16 protein-coding genes are annotated in these 15,944 nt (G+C 72.2%); 8 read left to right on the forward strand and 8 right to left on the reverse strand.

The window, feature by feature from the left end; translation table 11 throughout:
* Window positions 1-11: 11 nt before the first annotated feature.
* The 8 genes from ACFVXH_RS06025 to ACFVXH_RS06060 all read right to left on the reverse strand — a co-directional run bounded on the left by ACFVXH_RS06025 (window position 12) and on the right by ACFVXH_RS06060 (window position 7,852).
* Entirely contained in the window at window positions 12-1,007 is a 996-nt protein-coding gene (locus ACFVXH_RS06025) for an aminotransferase class I/II-fold pyridoxal phosphate-dependent enzyme (RefSeq protein ID WP_387820497.1), read from the reverse strand.
* A complete protein-coding gene (locus tag ACFVXH_RS06030) occupies window positions 1,007-2,377 on the reverse strand; it encodes a nucleotidyltransferase family protein (RefSeq protein WP_387820500.1) in 1,371 nt (456 codons plus the stop codon). Before ACFVXH_RS06030 ends, ACFVXH_RS06025 begins: the two co-directional genes overlap by 1 nt.
* Window positions 2,378-2,439: 62 nt before the next feature.
* The gene (locus ACFVXH_RS06035) at window positions 2,440-3,099 is read right to left on the reverse strand and encodes a hypothetical protein (protein WP_117490511.1); all 660 of its coding nucleotides are present in this window, start codon (window positions 3,097-3,099) and stop codon (window positions 2,440-2,442) included.
* Between the two features lie 5 nt (window positions 3,100-3,104).
* Complete coding sequence (locus ACFVXH_RS06040) at window positions 3,105-3,866, reverse strand: MOSC domain-containing protein (protein ID WP_387820503.1); 762 nt, start codon at window positions 3,864-3,866, stop codon at window positions 3,105-3,107.
* Complete coding sequence (locus ACFVXH_RS06045; protein WP_147409231.1) at window positions 3,863-4,810, reverse strand: nucleoside-diphosphate kinase; 948 nt, start codon at window positions 4,808-4,810, stop codon at window positions 3,863-3,865. The genes ACFVXH_RS06040 and ACFVXH_RS06045 overlap by 4 nt, the downstream gene beginning before the upstream one ends.
* Window positions 4,811-4,830: 20 nt before the next feature.
* Window positions 4,831-5,859 carry an acetylxylan esterase gene (locus ACFVXH_RS06050; RefSeq protein WP_387820507.1) on the reverse strand — a complete coding sequence of 343 codons (1,029 nt, stop codon included), beginning with the start codon at window positions 5,857-5,859 and terminating at the stop codon, window positions 4,831-4,833.
* Entirely contained in the window at window positions 5,856-6,827 is a 972-nt protein-coding gene (locus ACFVXH_RS06055; protein WP_387820510.1) for a nucleoside-diphosphate kinase, read from the reverse strand. Before ACFVXH_RS06055 ends, ACFVXH_RS06050 begins: the two co-directional genes overlap by 4 nt.
* 32 nt (window positions 6,828-6,859) lie before the next feature.
* Complete coding sequence (locus ACFVXH_RS06060) at window positions 6,860-7,852, reverse strand: diiron oxygenase (protein WP_387820513.1); 993 nt, start codon at window positions 7,850-7,852, stop codon at window positions 6,860-6,862.
* A gap of 610 nt (window positions 7,853-8,462) precedes the next feature.
* On the opposite strand from ACFVXH_RS06060, the gene asnB reads away from it, so the two are divergent.
* The 8 genes from asnB (at window position 8,463) to ACFVXH_RS06100 (ending at window position 15,878) form a co-directional block, all read left to right on the forward strand.
* A complete protein-coding gene (asnB, locus tag ACFVXH_RS06065) occupies window positions 8,463-10,679 on the forward strand; it encodes an asparagine synthase (glutamine-hydrolyzing) (RefSeq protein ID WP_387820516.1) in 2,217 nt (738 codons plus the stop codon).
* Window positions 10,676-11,464: a type II CAAX prenyl endopeptidase Rce1 family protein gene (locus ACFVXH_RS06070; RefSeq protein WP_387820519.1), complete on the forward strand. Its 789-nt coding sequence runs from the start codon at window positions 10,676-10,678 to the stop codon at window positions 11,462-11,464. The genes asnB and ACFVXH_RS06070 overlap by 4 nt, the downstream gene beginning before the upstream one ends.
* Window positions 11,457-12,233: a hypothetical protein gene (locus ACFVXH_RS06075; protein WP_387820522.1), complete on the forward strand. Its 777-nt coding sequence runs from the start codon at window positions 11,457-11,459 to the stop codon at window positions 12,231-12,233. The genes ACFVXH_RS06070 and ACFVXH_RS06075 overlap by 8 nt, the downstream gene beginning before the upstream one ends.
* Window positions 12,233-12,514, forward strand: a complete 282-nt coding sequence (locus ACFVXH_RS06080) for a PqqD family protein (RefSeq protein ID WP_387820525.1) — start codon at window positions 12,233-12,235, stop codon at window positions 12,512-12,514. Before ACFVXH_RS06075 ends, ACFVXH_RS06080 begins: the two co-directional genes overlap by 1 nt.
* Before the next feature lie 69 nt (window positions 12,515-12,583).
* Window positions 12,584-13,840 (forward strand): hypothetical protein, encoded by a 1,257-nt coding sequence (locus tag ACFVXH_RS06085; protein ID WP_387820528.1) that lies wholly within the window; start codon window positions 12,584-12,586, stop codon window positions 13,838-13,840.
* A gap of 9 nt (window positions 13,841-13,849) precedes the next feature.
* Entirely contained in the window at window positions 13,850-14,035 is a 186-nt protein-coding gene (locus tag ACFVXH_RS06090; RefSeq protein ID WP_117490492.1) for a (2Fe-2S)-binding protein, read from the forward strand.
* Window positions 14,036-14,063: 28 nt separating this feature from the next.
* Window positions 14,064-14,588, forward strand: a complete 525-nt coding sequence (locus ACFVXH_RS06095) for a hypothetical protein (protein WP_117490490.1) — start codon at window positions 14,064-14,066, stop codon at window positions 14,586-14,588.
* Window positions 14,589-14,606: 18 nt separating this feature from the next.
* Complete coding sequence (locus tag ACFVXH_RS06100; RefSeq protein WP_387820532.1) at window positions 14,607-15,878, forward strand: MFS transporter; 1,272 nt, start codon at window positions 14,607-14,609, stop codon at window positions 15,876-15,878.
* The last annotated feature ends 66 nt before the right edge of the window (window positions 15,879-15,944 follow it).

The following is a 15,944-nucleotide window of genomic DNA, read 5'->3' on the forward strand; positions in this document are numbered from 1 at the left end:
GGGGCCCGGCCCTACCGAGCGGGCGCCAGCGCCCCCGCCGTGCGGGCCGCCAGCCGGGCCACCCGGTCGGCGGCCCGTACCGCCTCCCGCGCGTCCACGCCGGAGAACGCGAGCCGCACCGAGCCCGGGGGCGCGTCGAAGGCCGAGCCGGGCCCCACCGCGAGGTCCAGTCCGGCGAGTTCGGCCAGGACCCGCTCCTCCGTGGCGCCCCGCCAGGACAGCAGCAGGGACATCCCTCCCCCGGTGAACTCCCAGCCCAGCAGCTCGCCGAGCCGCTCGGTGAACAGCCGGCGCGCCTCCAGCGTGGGTTCGACGCAGGACCGGACCAGCGAGGTCAGCGCGGACCGGTCGAGGAAGCCGGCCCAGGCCCGCTGCCAGGTGGTGGCGGGCCCGGCGGCGCGCAGCGTCGGCAGCGCGGCGGACGGGTCGGGCAGGGTCGCCCAGCCGAGCCGGCTGCCGCCGCCGCACAGCTTCGCCAGCGAGGTCACGCCCCAGCAGCCGTCGGGCGGTTCCTCCAGCGGGGCGAACCACCGGTAGACCTGGTTGACCACCACCTGGTGCCCTTCGGCGGCCAGTTCCGCCAGGGCCAGGCGGCCGGCCGCGTCCAGCGACCGGCCGTCCGGATTGCGGTACGGGCTGGTCACCCAGACCGTCACCGGCTCCTGGTGGCCGCGGGCCGCGCCGGGGAGGTCCTCCCAGGCCAGTGCGCCGACCTCGGACGCCCCGGCGAGGACCGGGCCGATGTCGGCGAAGCCCGGTCGCTCCACCAGTGCGGTACGGGTGCGCCCCGCCCAGCTCCCGGCGAACTGGCGCACCCCGCCGGTGACCACCGTCCGCTCCGGCGGGGCGCCGAACAGCTCGGCCAGCCGCTCCAGCAGCTCCGGGTCGCCCTGCGCGGGCGGGGTGCTCCAGCAGTCCGCCCGCGCCAGGGCCCGGTCGTGCGCCGCACCGAAGCGGCGCACCAGGGCCGGCGGCCAGGGGCGGGGCGGACCGCCGAGGTCGAGCATCAGCCCCGGCCCGCGGCGACCGCGCGGGCGCCGGCGATCAGCTCGCCCGGCAGCCGGTAGTCCACGGTGGCGAGGAAGGTCTCGTCCTCGATCCGCACGTACTGCCCGTACGGGGTGTCGATCCGCTGGATGCCCCGGTCCGCCCTGAGCGCCTTGGCGGGGCCGGGGGTTGCGGGGTGCGGCGGGACCGGCCGGCCGGCGAGCAGGTCCTCGGCGATGTCCACCGGGACGAGCCGCACGCAGGTCCACGGGTTCAGCGCGAAGGGCTCGGCGCTGCCGCCGTCCGCCGGGCCCGCCACGCTCAGCGACAGCCGGTTGCGGTAGTAGCCGTACGCGTCGGCGGCCAGCCTCACCGCGCCGACCAGCCCGCCGCGCCGGCGCCCCTCCCCGAAGGCGTGCACGGTGGTGCCCAGGCAGCGCCGCTCCCAGTGCGGCTCCCGCGGGTTCGGCACCGGCTCCAGGGTGCGCACCGCGGGCAGGGCGCGCAGCCGCTCCTCCTGCGCCGCCGTGAGGGCCGTGCCGGCCCGCAGCTCGGCCACGATGAAGCCGAGGAAGCCCTCCAGGCCGGCCTGGCGCAGCCGGGCGGCGAAGCGCGGGACGTCGAACTCCGGCAGCGAGAGCGCCATCAGCAGGTCGTTGGTGTCCTTGGCCGTCACGAAGTAGTCGCCCGCGGCGTTGTTGACGACGCAGGCGAGGTTCTCCTCGGGCGCGAGGACGTGGATCCCGGGCTCCCCGGCGGGCAGCCGCGGGGTCAGCCCGATCCGGCTGCTGTGCCGCACCGAGTAGTCGCCGAAGTGGATGTCCACGTTCAGCAGGTCCTCGGCACCGTCCGGCGCGACCAGCGGGAACTGCCCGTACACGAGGTTCTCGCTCGGGTCGTACTTGATCCACGGCAGTTCGGCCTTCAGGTACTGGTAGCCGTGCTCCGTGCGCAGCGCCCTGACCAGGACGCTCGCGTCGGACCGGGTCCGCACGAAGACGTCCAGGTCGCTGAAGTCGCGCACGCCGGGGTCGCGGTAGGTCGCGCGGGCGCCGAGTCCCTTGATCGCGAAGAACTCCAGGCCCGCGTCGCGGGCGATCCGCTCCAGCATCTCCAGGTTGGCGTCCAGGACCTTGTGCATCCGCTTGAGGCTGTCCGTCTTGGGACGCATCGCGGCCATGCAGCCGCGCACGCCCGGCCGGTCCTCGTACGGGGCGAGCCGGGACATCACCAGCGTGCGCATCCGCAGGGTCTCCAGGAAGCGGGCCGCTTCCAGGGCGCCCATCGAGGCGATGGCGGTCAGCGAGCGCTCGATGCCGTACAGCGGCTGGAGGCTGGAGAGGCTGCGCAGGGCGGCCAGGTCGTCAGGGGTGGGGGATTCGGTTCCCATGGTGGTCTTTCCTCGTGCTCTCGGGTGGCCGGGGGTGGCCGCGGTCACGGGCGTGGCCGCGTTCAGTGCAGGACGCCCTGGCGCACCAGCAGGTCGCGGATGCCGGAGACCTTCTCCGCGCCGAGGCGCCGCTTGGCGATCTCCGCCTCGTCCTCGACTGTGTGCCCGTACTGCCACCAGGCCTCGCCGGTCTCGTTGTTCATGACCACGAAGCGGTCCTTGGCGGCCGGGCCGCGGACGATCAGCGAGGTGGTGTCGGGCACGGCGGCGACCGAGTGCACCAGGGTGTGGCGGATCACGTAGCCGGTGCCGGGCGTCTCGTCCCGGACCATGAAGGGCTCACCGAGCTTGGTGTCGGTGGTCAGCTCCTCGTAGTCGCCGTAGAGGTAGTGGCGGTAGCTGCCGGCCAGCACCCGGTTGCCGAAGGTCCAGCGGTGGTTGTGCGGACGGTCGAACTCGCGGTCGCGGAAGACGTGCAGCCGTACCCGCACGCCGCTCGCGGCGTCGTTGACCAGGACCACCCGGTCCAGTTCCTGCAGCCGTTCGCTCTGCACCAGCAGGTCCGGCGTGGCCAGGACGTGGTCGAAGGCCGCGCCGAGCCACTCCTCCGTGCTCAGCTCCTCCAGCAGCTCCGCGAGCTGGTCGTGGAGGACCGGGAGGTCCTCCCAGGCGAGGGCGGCGAGCCGGGCCGGGTCGATGAGCTGGTCCCCCGTGGCGGTCATGGCTGTCACTGTTCCTTCCCCACGTGCGCGTGATGGTGCGGTCGCCCCTGGAGTTCCCGGGGTTCCCGGAGTTCGTGAAGGTCTCGCTGCTCCTGCTGGTCCCGCTGTTCCTGCTCCTGCGCCTGCTCCTGCTGGGCGGCGAGCCGGCGCCGCGCCCGGTCCTGGATCTTGGGGAGCATCTCCGGCGCCCGCAGCATCAGCGGCAGCAGCTCCGGCTCCGTGGTCAGCGCGCGCAGCATCAGGTTCACCGTGACCCCGTGGCCCGGCCGCTTGACCACCTCGACGGGATCGCCCGGCGAGACCTCGCCCTCGGTCAGGACCCTCAGGTAGGCACCCGGCGCGCCGTTCGCGATGAACCGCTTGACCAGGTCCGGGACGTCCCAGAAGCCCGCGAAGACCCGGCAGGGCTTGCGCGGGCGGATCACCTCGAAGACCGCGCCGCCGATCCGCCAGCGCTCGCCGATCTCGGCGTGGGTGACGTCGACGCCGACGGTGGAGAAGTTCTCGCCGAAGTTCCCGGGCGCCACGGTGCGGCCGAGTTCCCGCTCCCAGAAGCCGGCGTCCTCGCGCGCGAACGCGTACACCGCCTTGTCGACGCCGCCGTGCGCCTTCGTGTTGACGATCAGGTCGCCGTCGAGCCCGGTGGCCCGGGCCATGACGGGGCCCGGCACCGGCCGCTTGTCGATGCCGCTGCGGCCGTTGGAGGTCCACGGCCCGGTGCGCTCGACGCCGAGGTTGACGGTGAGCAGCCGCCCCGCCGTGGTCACCGCGGCCCGTCCCAGTCCGCGGTGACGTTCGGGACGCTGGTGGTCACGCCGGGGAGGTTCATCTCCTTCAGCAGGTGGGTGATCACGGTCAGCAGGTCCCAGCGGCTGGGGTGCTCGTACGGGACGCCGTGGGTGGCCGCCATGACCTCGGTCAGCGCGACCTCGCCGCCCGCGGCCCGGCGGGCGGCCAGCTCGCCCGGCCTGCCCGGGGCGGTGCGCAGCCGCTCCCAGCTGAGCTCGTAGTCGAAGTCGTGGGCCGGGTGGCGGCTTTCGAGGGTGTCGAAGGCGGCCAGCACCTCGGGGAGGGCGTCGTGGTCGGCGAGGATCCGCTCGCGCATCAGGGCGCGGCGGTCGTCGTCGCACAGGACGGAGATCTCCCGGAACACGTCGATCGGCTCGTCCGAGCAGTGCATGAAGTTGAACAGGCCGTTGACGACGCCCAGTTGGTGGCGCAGGTGGTCGGGGTGGCGCTGCTCCGGGTCGGCCGGGCCCTTGAGGGAGTTCAGGCGGATGGCGGCCGGCATCCGGCCGGGCGCCCACCGGGTGTCCTTCAGGACCAGGCAGACCGTGTCGATGCTGGGCAGGATCAGGTCCATCGCCTCGACCCGGTCCCAGGTGGCGATGTTGAAGTGGTGGCGCCAGACCTCGCGGATGGTCTGCCGGTCGTGCCGGAAGACCACCACGTCGACCGGCTCGAAGCCGGCGCCGGCCAGCGCCCGGACGGCGGAGCGCAGCCGACGGCCCGCGGTGGCCTCGGCCTTGAGCATGCACAGCGTGATGCCGAGCATCCGCGGCAGGTCCCCGCCGAAGGTCCAGCAGCTCTCCCGGAGGTACTGCTCCACGGAGTACATCCGCGCCTTCTCCGGGGACCAGGTGAGCTGGTCGAGGACGTCCTGGTCGACTTCGCTGAGCCGCTCCCGGTCTGGCAATGCTTCGGACAGCACGTGTGCTCTCTCCCTGTCTTTCAGGACACCGGTGCCGCGCCGGACGGCGCGGCCTGGGCACCGGGACGGTCGCCGAGGACCCCGGCGACGAAGTCCACCTCCGCCCGGCGCTGGTAGCCGTTGGGCTCGGCGTGTCCGGCGAACGGCCACACGCCGATCCGCTTCGGCCCGGCGTAGTGGTGGTAGGTGGTGGCGACGGAGGCCGGGGAGCAGACCTGGTCCCGCATCGCGAGGGAGAACAGGGCCGGGCAGGCGGCGCGTTCGGCCAGCGCGACGCCGTCGAAGTAGGCGAGGGTGTCCAGGACGCGTCCGACGTGCTGCGGGTGGAACTGGCAGAACCGCAGCAGTTCGCGGTAGGGCTGCCGGTCCGGGAGCCGCGCCGCGTCGGTCACGTCGCACAGGAACGGGGACTCGACCAGCGCCGCCGCCACCCGCCCGTGCAGCGCGGCGGCGGCGAGGGCCAGCAGGCCTCCCTGGCTGCAGCCGGAGACGACGATCCGCCCGGGGTCCACCGCCGGGTGCGCGAGCGCGGTGTCCACCGCGCGCACGGCGTCGACGTAGGCGTCGCGGTAGTAGTACCCGGCCGGGTCCAGTACGCCACGGGTGACGAATCCCGGTACCTGCGGGTGCGTCGCCCCGACCGGGTCGGGGGTGTCCCCCGGGCGCAGGTTGGCGCCCCCCTGGCCTCGGGTGTCGACCACCAGCACGGCCCGGCCGACGGCGGGCCACAGCAGCCAGTCCAGCGGGGCCCCGCGGCCCTCGCCGTAGCCGAGGAACTGCACCACGCACGGTACGGGCGCCGGCCGGTCCGGGCCGGCGGCCGGTGCGGGCCGGGGCACGATCAGCCACGCCGCGATGCGGTGGCCGCGCGAGCCCGCGAAGGACGTGTCGTACACCGTGGCGGCGGTCAGCGCGCTGGGGACCTCGGTGAAGACGGGGTCCAGCGGGTGCGCCGCCGAGTCCAGGGTGTCCCGCCAGAAGGCGTCGAAGTCCGCCGGGGCGCGGCGGGCGGACCGGAGCCCGGCGAGCGCGTCGGGGAGGCCGGTCATGCCGGGACCGCGGGGGCGTTCTGCCAGGATTCGAGCAGGACGTTGGGGAAGATCCGCCCGATGCCCGGTTCGTTGAAGCGCAGGCTGTGCGTCAGCACGCTGAGCAGGTCCCAGTGCTGGGCCGGGCCGTCCGCGCCGGCGCGCAGGGCGGCGGCGATCAGCCGGACGGGGACCTCCCGGCCCGCCGCGCGCAGGCGCGCCGGCTCGCCGGCCGGCCCCTCGGCCGCGGCCAGCCGTCGCCAGCTGTTCTCCAGGTCCAGGTCGTGCGCGGGAGTCTCGGCCTCCAGCTCCGCGAAGGCGGCGAGGGCCTCGGGCACCGCGTCGTGTCCGGCGCGCACCCGGGCGTGCAGCAGCCGGCGGCGCTCCTCGTCGCAGACGATGGCGATCTCGCGCATCACGTCGATGGGCTCGTCGGAGGTGTGGGTGAAGTTGAACAGGCCGTTGACCGCGCCGAGCCGGCTGCGCAGGTGCTCGGGGCGGCGCTGCGCCGGGTCGGACGGTCCCTTGAGGGCGGTCAGCCGGACGGCGGCCGGGACGTCGCCGGGGGTCCACTGCTCGTCCCTGAGGACCAGCATCACCGAGTCGGAGGTGCCGAGGACCAGGTCCATCGCGTCGATCCGCTCCCGGCTGGCGAAGTTCAGCTGGAAGCGCCAGGTCTCCCTGACGGTGAGCCGGTGGTGGCGGAAGCGGACCGCGTCGACCGGGCGGAAGCCGTTGTCGCGCAGCGCGTCGAGGGCCGGGCGGTAGCGCCGCCCGGCGGCGGCCTCGGGCTTGAGCACGCACAGGGTGGTCCGCAGCACGTCGTCGAGGTCGTCGCCGAAGAGCCGGCTGCTCTCGCGGAAGTAGTTGTCCACCCCGTACAGCCGCGCCTTGGCCGGCGAGCGGGTCACCGTCCGGACCAGGCCGGGCGGGATGTCGTGGAGGAGCACCTCGGGGGCGGCGGCCGTCTCGAGCTTGTCTGTCGTCACCGCGGTGCCGTCCTTCCGGTTCGTTCGTCGGCTCACAGGGAGAGCCCCTCGGTCAGTCCGGCCGCGTGGAAGGCGTCCAGGGTCCCCGGGTCGTCCAGGGCGCCGATCTCCACGAAGTACCGGATGGTCGTGCGGCTGGCCTCGGCGATGGAGGCGCGCACGTCGGCGGCCTCGTACGACTCGGCCATGACGGCCTCCGCCTCGCCGGTGCCGAGGCCGGCGGCGAGCAGGGAGCGGGCGACGGCGGGGTAGTCCGGTTCGAGGAATACCGTGACCAGCTCGGGCAGCCAGGGCCCGAGCAGCCGGCGCTGCCGGGGGCTCAGGGAGTGCCAGAAGTACTTGAGCACGCCGTGGAAGTACGCGTGGTGCTTGCCCTCGTCCTCGGCGTGGTCGCGGACCAGGTCGCGGACGGCGGCGGGCAGCCGGCGGTCGCGCGGGAGGTCGGAGAGGATCGCCGAGATCAGCGTCTCGCTGACGATGCAGAAGGCGAGGGACTGGGCGCCGCGCAGCTCGGGCTGCATGAGCGCGCGGATCTCCTCCAGCCTGCGCACGAAGGCGGGTTCGGCCGTGGTCGGGGCGATCCCGGTCTCCGCGGCGACCTGCGTCATGAGGTCGTGGGAGAACTGCGCGTGCCAGGCCTCGTCGGTCGAGATCTTGAAGGCGTCCTGCCGCATGCCCGCGGCCAGACCGAGGTCGTCCCGGCCGCGGCTGAGGGCCACGGTCACGGGGAGTACGGCGACGGACTCCAGCTCCGTGGTGAAGTGCAGGTAGTGGCAGAGCCGCTCGACGAGTATGCGGCGGACCGTCCCGGGTGCGGCATCGCGCACGATCGGGTGGGACACGACGGGAACAAGTTCAGGCGGGAAATAGACCTGGTCACCGGACGGCTGCGCGAGTACTCGGCTCGGTTTGACACGGACGCTCGCACGCTGATCCCAATTACCGAATTTGCTTTGGTACTCGTCAGCTACCACGGACTCCGGGCACGCAATGACTGACCGTTTTACGGGCATGAGCTCGACCATAGGTCAAGCCCGACCGACAAGTAAAGAACAAAACTTCGAGGATTCGCCGGGATAAGGCATCCGGCGTTTTTCCGCCCCAAATGGGACGCACATGGCCCTTCGACGCCCTGACGCAGAGGAACCGGACAAAACGGGCGCGTCAGTTGAACACCCGGGCCGGCCGGGTCGTACATAAGAAAATGCCGAACCGGGTTGACCGCGGATCCTCAACCGCGATAGGAAGTTAACGCAGCGGTTACGGAGAAGACGCCGAACCGCCCGGTACGGGGGTACCAGCGCCGCACTTCTGCTCGGTCCGAGCACTGCGGATGCGCTGATGAATGTTTCGGTGGGATCGGCACTGCCCTGCGCAGGTCGGACACATCGTGTGTGTCAACGCACCCATGCGGAACTGCATCCTCCGAATTCATGCCAAGGGAGGAGGTGAAAGTCATGAAGAAGTACATCAAGCCGTCCGCCAAGAAGGTTGGCACGGGCACCATCCTGTCGAACGGCGTCTGATGACGCGTTGTGCGCCACGCCCGGAAACGGGCGTGGCGCACCTTCGGGGCCCCTTCTGCCGCTTTCCAGTGGCACGCTTTCCTGTTTTTCTGCGGACGGAGTGTGGAGAATGTGTGGCATCGCCGGCGTGGCCCGGATTGACGGGACCCCCCTGCCCGAGGAAGCCGGCGGGCTCCTGGAGGCATTCGCCCGCACACTCGCCCACCGCGGACCCGACGACCGGCGGCTGCTCTGCGACGGCCCCGTGGGCATGGCCTTCAACAGGCTCTCCCTGGTCAATCCGGAGGACGGCGCCCAGCCCCTCGTCAGCCCGGACGGCAATCTCTTCCTGATCGCCAACGGCGAGGTCTACAACCACAAGGAGCTCGCCGCCGGCCTGCCCTCCGGCACCCGTCTGAGCACCGGCTCCGACTGCGAGGTCCTCCTCCACCTCTACCAGCGCGACGGCCTGCGCTTCCTCGACCGGGTGAACGGCATGTTCGCCTTCGTCCTGTGGGACCGCGCACGCGGCGTCCTGCTGATGGGGCGCGACCGCTTCGGCATCAAGCCGCTCTACTACCACCGCAACGCCGAACGCGTCGTCTTCGCCTCGGAGATGAAGGCCCTGTTCGCGGACCCCGCCACCCCGCGCCGCCTCGACTGGAACCGCGCGCTGAGCGAGTACGACATGAACGCCACACCGGGGTTCGTGCACGGCCGCGTCACCACCTGGTTCGAGGACCTCCAGATCGTGGCACCCGGCACGATCCTGCAGATCCGGCTCCAGGACGGCACGACCAGCGAGCACCGCTACTGGGAACTGCCCGGCTCCGACGCCCACTCCGACATGACGGACGAGGACTACATCGCGGAGTTCCGCGACCTGCTCGCCGCCTCCGTCGCCGACTGCGCCACCGCCGACACGGAGCTCGGCCTCTTCCTCAGCGGAGGCATCGACTCCGCCGCCGTCGCCGCACTCGCCCCCGGCTCCGGCCTCCAGACCTTCACCGCGCTGACGCCCGGCACCGCCCTCAACGGCGACGCCCGCGGCGGGCACCGGACCGCCGAACTGCTGGGCCTGGCCAACCACCAGGTGCTCATCGGCTCCGACCGGGTCCCGGGCCCGCAGGAGTGGCGCGACCTCGTCTGGCTGGCGGAGACGCCGATGGTGGGCCCCGAGGTCTTCTACAAGTTCGAGCTGCACCGCTTCGCCCGGCAGAACTTCCCCGACATCAAGGGCATGCTGCTCGGCGCCGCCGCCGACGAGATCAACGGCGGCTACATCCCGAACTTCGCCGGCGAGGGCGGCACCTGGGAGGACTTCGAGTCCAACCTCCGCGACCTGCACCGGCGGCAGGCGCTGGAGCGCAACCCGAAGCTCGGCCACTGGTGGGAGCACCAGGGCGTCCCGCTGCTCAACGACGCGGAGATCGACCCCGCCTCGCCGTACCGGGACGACCACTACGCCGGCTACTTCGCCTGGCAGTACCGCACCCTGGAGCAGTACAACGTCTGGCACGAGGACCGCACCGCCGCCGGCAACGGCGTCGAGGCCCGCGTCCCCTTCCTCGACCACCGCCTCGTCGAACTCGTGGCCCGGATCCCCGCCGCCCGCCGCTCCGCGCTGCTGTGGGACAAGCGCATCGTGCGCGAGGCCCTGAAGGGCATCCTGCCCGAGGAGATCCGCACCCGGCCCAAGGGCTACTTCTTCTACGGCGAGGGCGCCCGGCACACCGACCGCTTCCTCACCCGGCTGCTCGCCCAGGACGGCGCCGCCCTCCTGGAGGAGGCGCTCTCCAGCGACAACGCGCGCCGCTACCTCAACGCCGACGGCCTGCGCACCACCCTCGACCGGCTGGAACGCAGCCCCAGCAGCGGCAGCACCGAACTGCTGCTGCGGATCGTCAACCTCGGTCTGCTGGAGGTCATGACCAGCCGGCTGCCGGCCGCGCCCTCGCTGGCCGCGCCCCGTCCCACCCCGGTGGAGCTGAAGGTCGGCGACTGGGAGAGCGAGGCCCCGGAGATCCTCGCCCGGGTCGTCAGCGAGCCGGAGCCCGACCGCGGGGCGGTCTACGCACTGGCCGACAACGCCCTGCTCGCCACCGTGCCCGCGCAGCCGGACTCGTGGTTCGTGGTGGTCGACGGCAGCTTCGAGTACGAGATCTCGGCCTCGGAGGACGCCGCCTGGCTGGCCCTGCTGCGGACCCTCGACGGCTCCCGCACCCTGGCCGAGGCGCTGGCCGGGACGGGTGGCGAACTCGCCGACGTGGCGGAGCTGTTCCAGGAGGCCCTGGCCGTCGGTCTGATCACCGAGGTGCCCGGGCCCGGGGAACCGGTCCGGCGATGAGCACGCCGTCCCCGGCACCCACGGCCGACGGCACCGGCTTCCTGGCCCGTGCCTTCGACCGTTCGGCCTGGCCGCCGCAACCCGTGCGCCTGCTCTCGGCTGCCGTGATGGCGGCCTTCGCCGTGGCGCTCTGGATCCAGGGCGGCACCTGGCGCGCCGCCGCCGTGCTCGTCGCCCTGGACGCCCTGGCCGGGCTGCTGCCGTGGCGGATGCCGCGGACCCTGCGCACGGGTGCCGCGTACTGGAGCGAGAACGCGATCGCCGTCGCCGTACCGGTCGCCTTCATCGCGGTCGCCGCCGGCACCGGCGCCCCGTGGCTGACCAGGGGCGCGGCCTGGTGGTGGTACCTGGTGGCGCTCGGACTGGCCGCGGTCCTGCTGCTGGCCGGGGGCATGAACCTCCGTCTGCTGCTCTCCGGCGACCTGGCCTTCCTGGTCGGCCCCTCCACCCCGCTCCAGGCGCGGACGAGGGTGGCGACGGGGATCCTGGCGCCCTTCGGCGAGGAGGCGTTGTACCGGTCGTTCGCCGTCACCGCGGCGGGGCCGGCCGGCATCGTGACCTCGCTGCTGGGCGCGGCCGGCTTCATCGCCCGCCACCACGTCGGCGACAGCCACTGGCGCAAGGCCCCGCGCGTCCTGGCCGTGGAACTCCTGGCCGCCCTCTCGCTGCTGGCCCTGGTCGCCCTGTCCGGCTCGATCCTCCCCGCGCTGCTGGCCCACCTGGTCAACAACGCGCCGTCCGTCCTGCTCGAGCACCAACGTTCACAGAAAGAGAGCCATGGCTGACAACTCGTCCTCCTCCCTACCGGAGTTGCGCGCCCAAGGCTTCCTCCCGGACGCGCCGCTCTGCGTCTTCCAGGCGGGCTCCATCGTGCGCGGCTGGGGCAACCCGAGCAGCGACATCGACCTTTTCGTGATCACCGAGGAGCCGTGGAGCGGCAGCCTCCACGGCGCCCCGATCCCGCTCGGCGCGGACGAGTTCCGCTCGCTGGAGACCTACGCGCACGGCACGCGCTGCGACATCCGGTTCATGACGGACGCGCAGATCGACGCCGTCCTGGCGAAGGTCTCGCACGAGGCCTTCGAGAGCGCCGTGGGCGAGGGCGTCCAGCTCGACCGCCAGGAGACGGTCACGCTGGAGTGGCTCCGGCACGGCCAGGCCCTGGAGAACGACGGCTGGCTGAACCGGCGCGCGGCCGAGCTCAAGGCCTCCGCCTTCGGCTCGGTGCTGGTGCAGCGCGGCCTGAACTACGCCGACACCCGCGTCGAGGACGCCGTGGGGCAGATGTCGATCGGCGACCTGGAGAGCGCGGTGCTCTCGGCCCGCGTCGCACTGGAGTACGCCGTGGACGCGCTGCTCGCCTCGCACGCCGAGTACGGGCAGAACGCCAAGTGGCGGGCCCGGCGCTTCCGGGCGGTGGAGCAGTCGGTGCTGTCGTTCGACGAGTACTGGGCGCTGGAGACCATGCAGTCCTTCGACCCGGCCGACCCCGCGGCGTGGGTCAACGAAGTCCTGCCCGTCTGCCGCAGGATCTCGATGAGCGTGGTCCTCTGATGGCGGACCAGCCCGTCCTCTCCCCCGACCAGGTTCCCTCGTACCGGCCCGACGTCCGGGTCCGAAACCTGCGGGGCAGGTTCCTGGTGGCCGTCGCCAAGGACGCGTTCGAACTGTCCGAGACGGCCAGTTTCATCTGGAAGCAGATCGACGGACGGAATTCGATCGCCGACATCGGCCGACTGCTGGCCGCCGAGTACGACATCGATGCGGAAACCGCTACCGCAGACACCAAGGAAATTCTGGAATATCTCGCGACGACCGGCTCCGTCCTCTTCTGACGCGTGCACCAGGTCGAACGTGGCGGTGGAACGCGAGATGTACTCGATAGGAAAGAGATGAATACCACCATGCTCACAGCGAACACCTCGCTGACTCCCGAGCGCACCCGACCCGCCTCGGTGACCTGGAGCAACGGCCGGCTGTCCGTATCCGACTCGGCGGGCACCGACGCCGCGGGCTCCGACGGCTACTTCGTGCCGAGCCTGCCGGTCGAGGTCCACTGCCACGGTCTGGGCAACGTCGACTTCTCCGACTTCGGCCGCATGGACCTCAAGGAGCTCGACGAGGCCGCCCGGGCCGAGGGGATCATCTGCATCCCCACGCTCTACCTGCGCCAGGAGCGCCTCGACGGCTTCGTCGGGTTCATGGGCGAGTTCTCCCGGATGCGCGCCGACGGGGAACTCCCCCACATCGGGGCGATCGCCCTGGAGGGCCCGCTGGTCGCCAGCTTCGGCGGCACCCCGGCCAGTTCCGTCTGGGCGCCGTCCCGCGCGGAATGGGAGAAGCTCGCGTCCTGCGGCCCGCTCGGCCTGGCCTACCTGATGGTCTCGCCGGACGCCCTGACGCCCGGCTCGTACCTCGCGCCGGCGCTGCCCGCGGGCTACCCGGACCTCGAGTGGATCGTCACCACCCTGGTGGAGCGCGGAGTCCGTCCGGCCCTGGGCCACTTCACCCGGGAGGACCCGCAGTTGGGGGCCGACTGCGTGGAGACCGCGATCAGCGCGGCCGAGGCCGCGGACTTCCCCGGCCGGGGCGTCCGCGTGATCACGGACCACCTCTTCAACGAGATGCCGCTGCTGGTCAAGCACGCGTTCCGCACCTCCCGGGCGAAGGCCGAGCGCGACGCCGTCATCGCCTCGTACGACCTGCCGTCCTGGTCCCTCGCGGACCTGCACGAGCAGGTCGGCCCGGTGCCGGCCGCGATCATCCGCGCCGCGCACGCGGGCCGGATCACCGCCTGCCTCAACTTCGACGGCGAGCACGTCGACTTCGCGATCGCCAAGCGCGCGGTGGAGCTGGCCGGACCGTCGAACATGATGCTGATGACGGACCGCAGCGACACCCCGGACCTGGGCGGCCAGCACCTCCACCGCGACGCCGAGAACTCCCTCTGGTACCAGCACGAGGGCGTCGTCGCGGCCGGCACCCAGCCGATCGACCAGCAGATCGCCAACGTGCGCGCCCTGGGCGTCCCGGAGGCCGACATCTGGCACCTGATCTCCTTCACCGCCTACCGCACCTTCTTCCCGGAGGTCGACCTGCTGGCCCGCGAACCGCAGCGGGGCTGCTTCGTCCTGGACGGCAAGCGGATCGCCGTCGGCTGATCCGTGACCATGTTCGATCCCGACCCCGACTGCGTCGTGTGCGTGTGCCGCTCGGTGTCCGAGGCCGAGATCGTCGCCGCGATCCGGGCGGGGGCGGACTCGCCGGACGGCATCGGCGACCGCTGCCTGGCGGGCACGGGCTGCGGCGGCTGCGTCGAGGCGCTCCGCGAACTGATCGAGGACTTCGGTCACTGACGACACCGAGGGACAGGGAGCCACCCACATGGACACACCCGTGAGCGAGGCGGGCCTGCAGGCCTTCATGGGCATCCTGCCGCCGACCCCGCACATCCGCGTGGCCGAGTTCACCCGGGGCCGGCCGGAGCTCGACACCGGCCGGCTGGAGGGCTTGGAGACCATCTACGCGCGGGTCACCGGCCAACGGCCGTCCATCGCCCTGGACCACCCGCGACCGGACGCCGCGGCCCACGAGGAATACGGGGAAGGGGTGCTGAACGGCATCTGGTGCGGCCGGGCGCAGCCGTTCCCCACCCCCGAGGACGCCCTGGCCGTGCTGCACGGCTTCTGCCGGGCGCTGATCCCGCACGGTGTCCTGCACCTGGACACCGACCGTCCCCGGTGGGAGCGCGGCGACACCGCCGAGGAACTCCTCGGCCTCCTCGCCGCGACCGGCTTCCACCCCAGGCGGGTCGACTGCGAGCCGGCCCGCGTCCGCGTCCTCGCGATCAGGAAGTGGCGCTGCTGCGCTGACGGCCCCCGCCCGCTGTACGACACCCACGCCGTCTAGGCCCGCAGTAGGAGCTCCATGATGATGTCCCCGACGCAGTCCACGCCGCCCGACCGCTCGGTCTTCTGGCGGATCTGGACCGCGCACAGCACCAGCGCCTTCGGCACGGCCGTCACGACCGTCGCGATGCCGCTGGTGGCCGTCCTCGTCCTGAACGCCAGCACCTTCGAGACGAGTCTGGTGGCGGCGGCGAGCATGTGCGCGTGGCTGCTGGTCGGGCTGCCGGCCGGGGTGATCGTGGACCGGCTCCCGCTGCGCCTCGTCCTCGTCTCGGCCGACCTGATCCGCGCCGCGGCCCTGGTGTCGGTCCCGTTGGCCGTCTACTTCGACGTGCTGACCCTCGCCCAGCTCGTGGCCGTCGCCTTCGTGATCAGCGTGTCGAGCGTGATCTTCGAGGTGGGCTACTCGACCTACCTGCCGACGGTGGTCGCCAAGGAGCGGCTGATCGCCGGCAACAGCCTGATCCAGGGCAGCGAGTCGCTCTCCCAGATCGCGGGCCCGGCCCTCGGCGGCAGCCTCGTCCAGGCGCTGGGCGCCGCGTACAGCCTGATCGCGGACGTGGTGAGCTACCTCCTCTCGGCGACGCTGCTGATGACCGTCCCCTCGCCCCTCGACCGCGGACAGAGGAAGGCCAAGCGCAACATGGTGGCCGAGATCCGCGAGGGCATCGGGTTCGTCCGACGGCACCCGGTGATCCGCCCGCTCGTCCTCGTCGGCACCGGGTTCAACTTCGCCACCGCGGCCATCGACGCGCTCACCGCGGTCTTCCTCGTCCGCACGGTGCACGCCAACTCCTTCACCGTGGGCTTCCTGATCGCCGGACTGGGCATCGGCGGGGTCGTCGGTGCGGCGATCACGACCGCCCTGGTCAAGTGGCTGGGCGCCACCCGGGCCGCGGTCCTCACCCTGTTCCTCGCCCCGGTCTCCGCGCTGCTGATGCCGCTGGCCACCTCGGGCTGGGGGCTCAGCCTGTTCCTGCTGGGGAACGTGGGCTGGGGGGCCTGCACGGTCACCTTCGCCATCATCGGCCGCACCTACCGCCAGACGGCCGTCGCGCCCGAGCTGATGCCGCGTGTGGTGGCCACCGTCCGGTTCTTCTCCTGGGGCGTCTTCCCCGTCGGCGCCCTCCTCGCGGGCGTGCTCGGCCAGCTGATCGGTAACCGCGGATCCCTGCTGGTCTGCTGCCTGTTCACCCTGCTGATCCCGGTCCCGATCCTGTGTTCGCCGCTGCGCAAGAAGCCCGACTTCCTCGACCCCGCGACCGCCGAACCGATCAGGACCCTGAGCTGACGGGACCCTCCAGCCCCGGCCCTCGGCCTGATTCGACGTCATGTTTGCGTTGAATCAGGCCGTTTG

The organism is Kitasatospora sp. NPDC058184, assembly GCF_042883725.1.
Classification (GTDB): Bacteria; Actinomycetota; Actinomycetes; order Streptomycetales; family Streptomycetaceae; genus Kitasatospora.

Bases quoted from the DNA above. Each gene is read 5' to 3' on its own strand.
- ACFVXH_RS06025 (WP_387820497.1), bottom strand. From the start codon at position 1,007: ATGCTCGACCTCGGCGGTCCGCCCCGCCCCTGGCCGCCGGCCCTGGTG.
- ACFVXH_RS06080 (WP_387820525.1), top strand. From the start codon at position 12,233: ATGGCGGACCAGCCCGTCCTCTCCCCCGACCAGGTTCCCTCGTACCGG.
- ACFVXH_RS06035 (WP_117490511.1), bottom strand. From the start codon at position 3,099: ATGACCGCCACGGGGGACCAGCTCATCGACCCGGCCCGGCTCGCCGCC.
- ACFVXH_RS06050 (WP_387820507.1), bottom strand. From the start codon at position 5,859: ATGACCGGCCTCCCCGACGCGCTCGCCGGGCTCCGGTCCGCCCGCCGC.
- ACFVXH_RS06090 (WP_117490492.1), top strand. From the start codon at position 13,850: ATGTTCGATCCCGACCCCGACTGCGTCGTGTGCGTGTGCCGCTCGGTG.
- ACFVXH_RS06095 (WP_117490490.1), top strand. From the start codon at position 14,064: ATGGACACACCCGTGAGCGAGGCGGGCCTGCAGGCCTTCATGGGCATC.
- ACFVXH_RS06030 (WP_387820500.1), bottom strand. From the start codon at position 2,377: ATGGGAACCGAATCCCCCACCCCTGACGACCTGGCCGCCCTGCGCAGC.
- ACFVXH_RS06100 (WP_387820532.1), top strand. From the start codon at position 14,607: ATGATGATGTCCCCGACGCAGTCCACGCCGCCCGACCGCTCGGTCTTC.
- ACFVXH_RS06075 (WP_387820522.1), top strand. From the start codon at position 11,457: ATGGCTGACAACTCGTCCTCCTCCCTACCGGAGTTGCGCGCCCAAGGC.
- ACFVXH_RS06085 (WP_387820528.1), top strand. From the start codon at position 12,584: ATGCTCACAGCGAACACCTCGCTGACTCCCGAGCGCACCCGACCCGCC.
- asnB (WP_387820516.1), top strand. From the start codon at position 8,463: ATGTGTGGCATCGCCGGCGTGGCCCGGATTGACGGGACCCCCCTGCCC.
- ACFVXH_RS06060 (WP_387820513.1), bottom strand. From the start codon at position 7,852: ATGGTCGAGCTCATGCCCGTAAAACGGTCAGTCATTGCGTGCCCGGAG.
- ACFVXH_RS06070 (WP_387820519.1), top strand. From the start codon at position 10,676: ATGAGCACGCCGTCCCCGGCACCCACGGCCGACGGCACCGGCTTCCTG.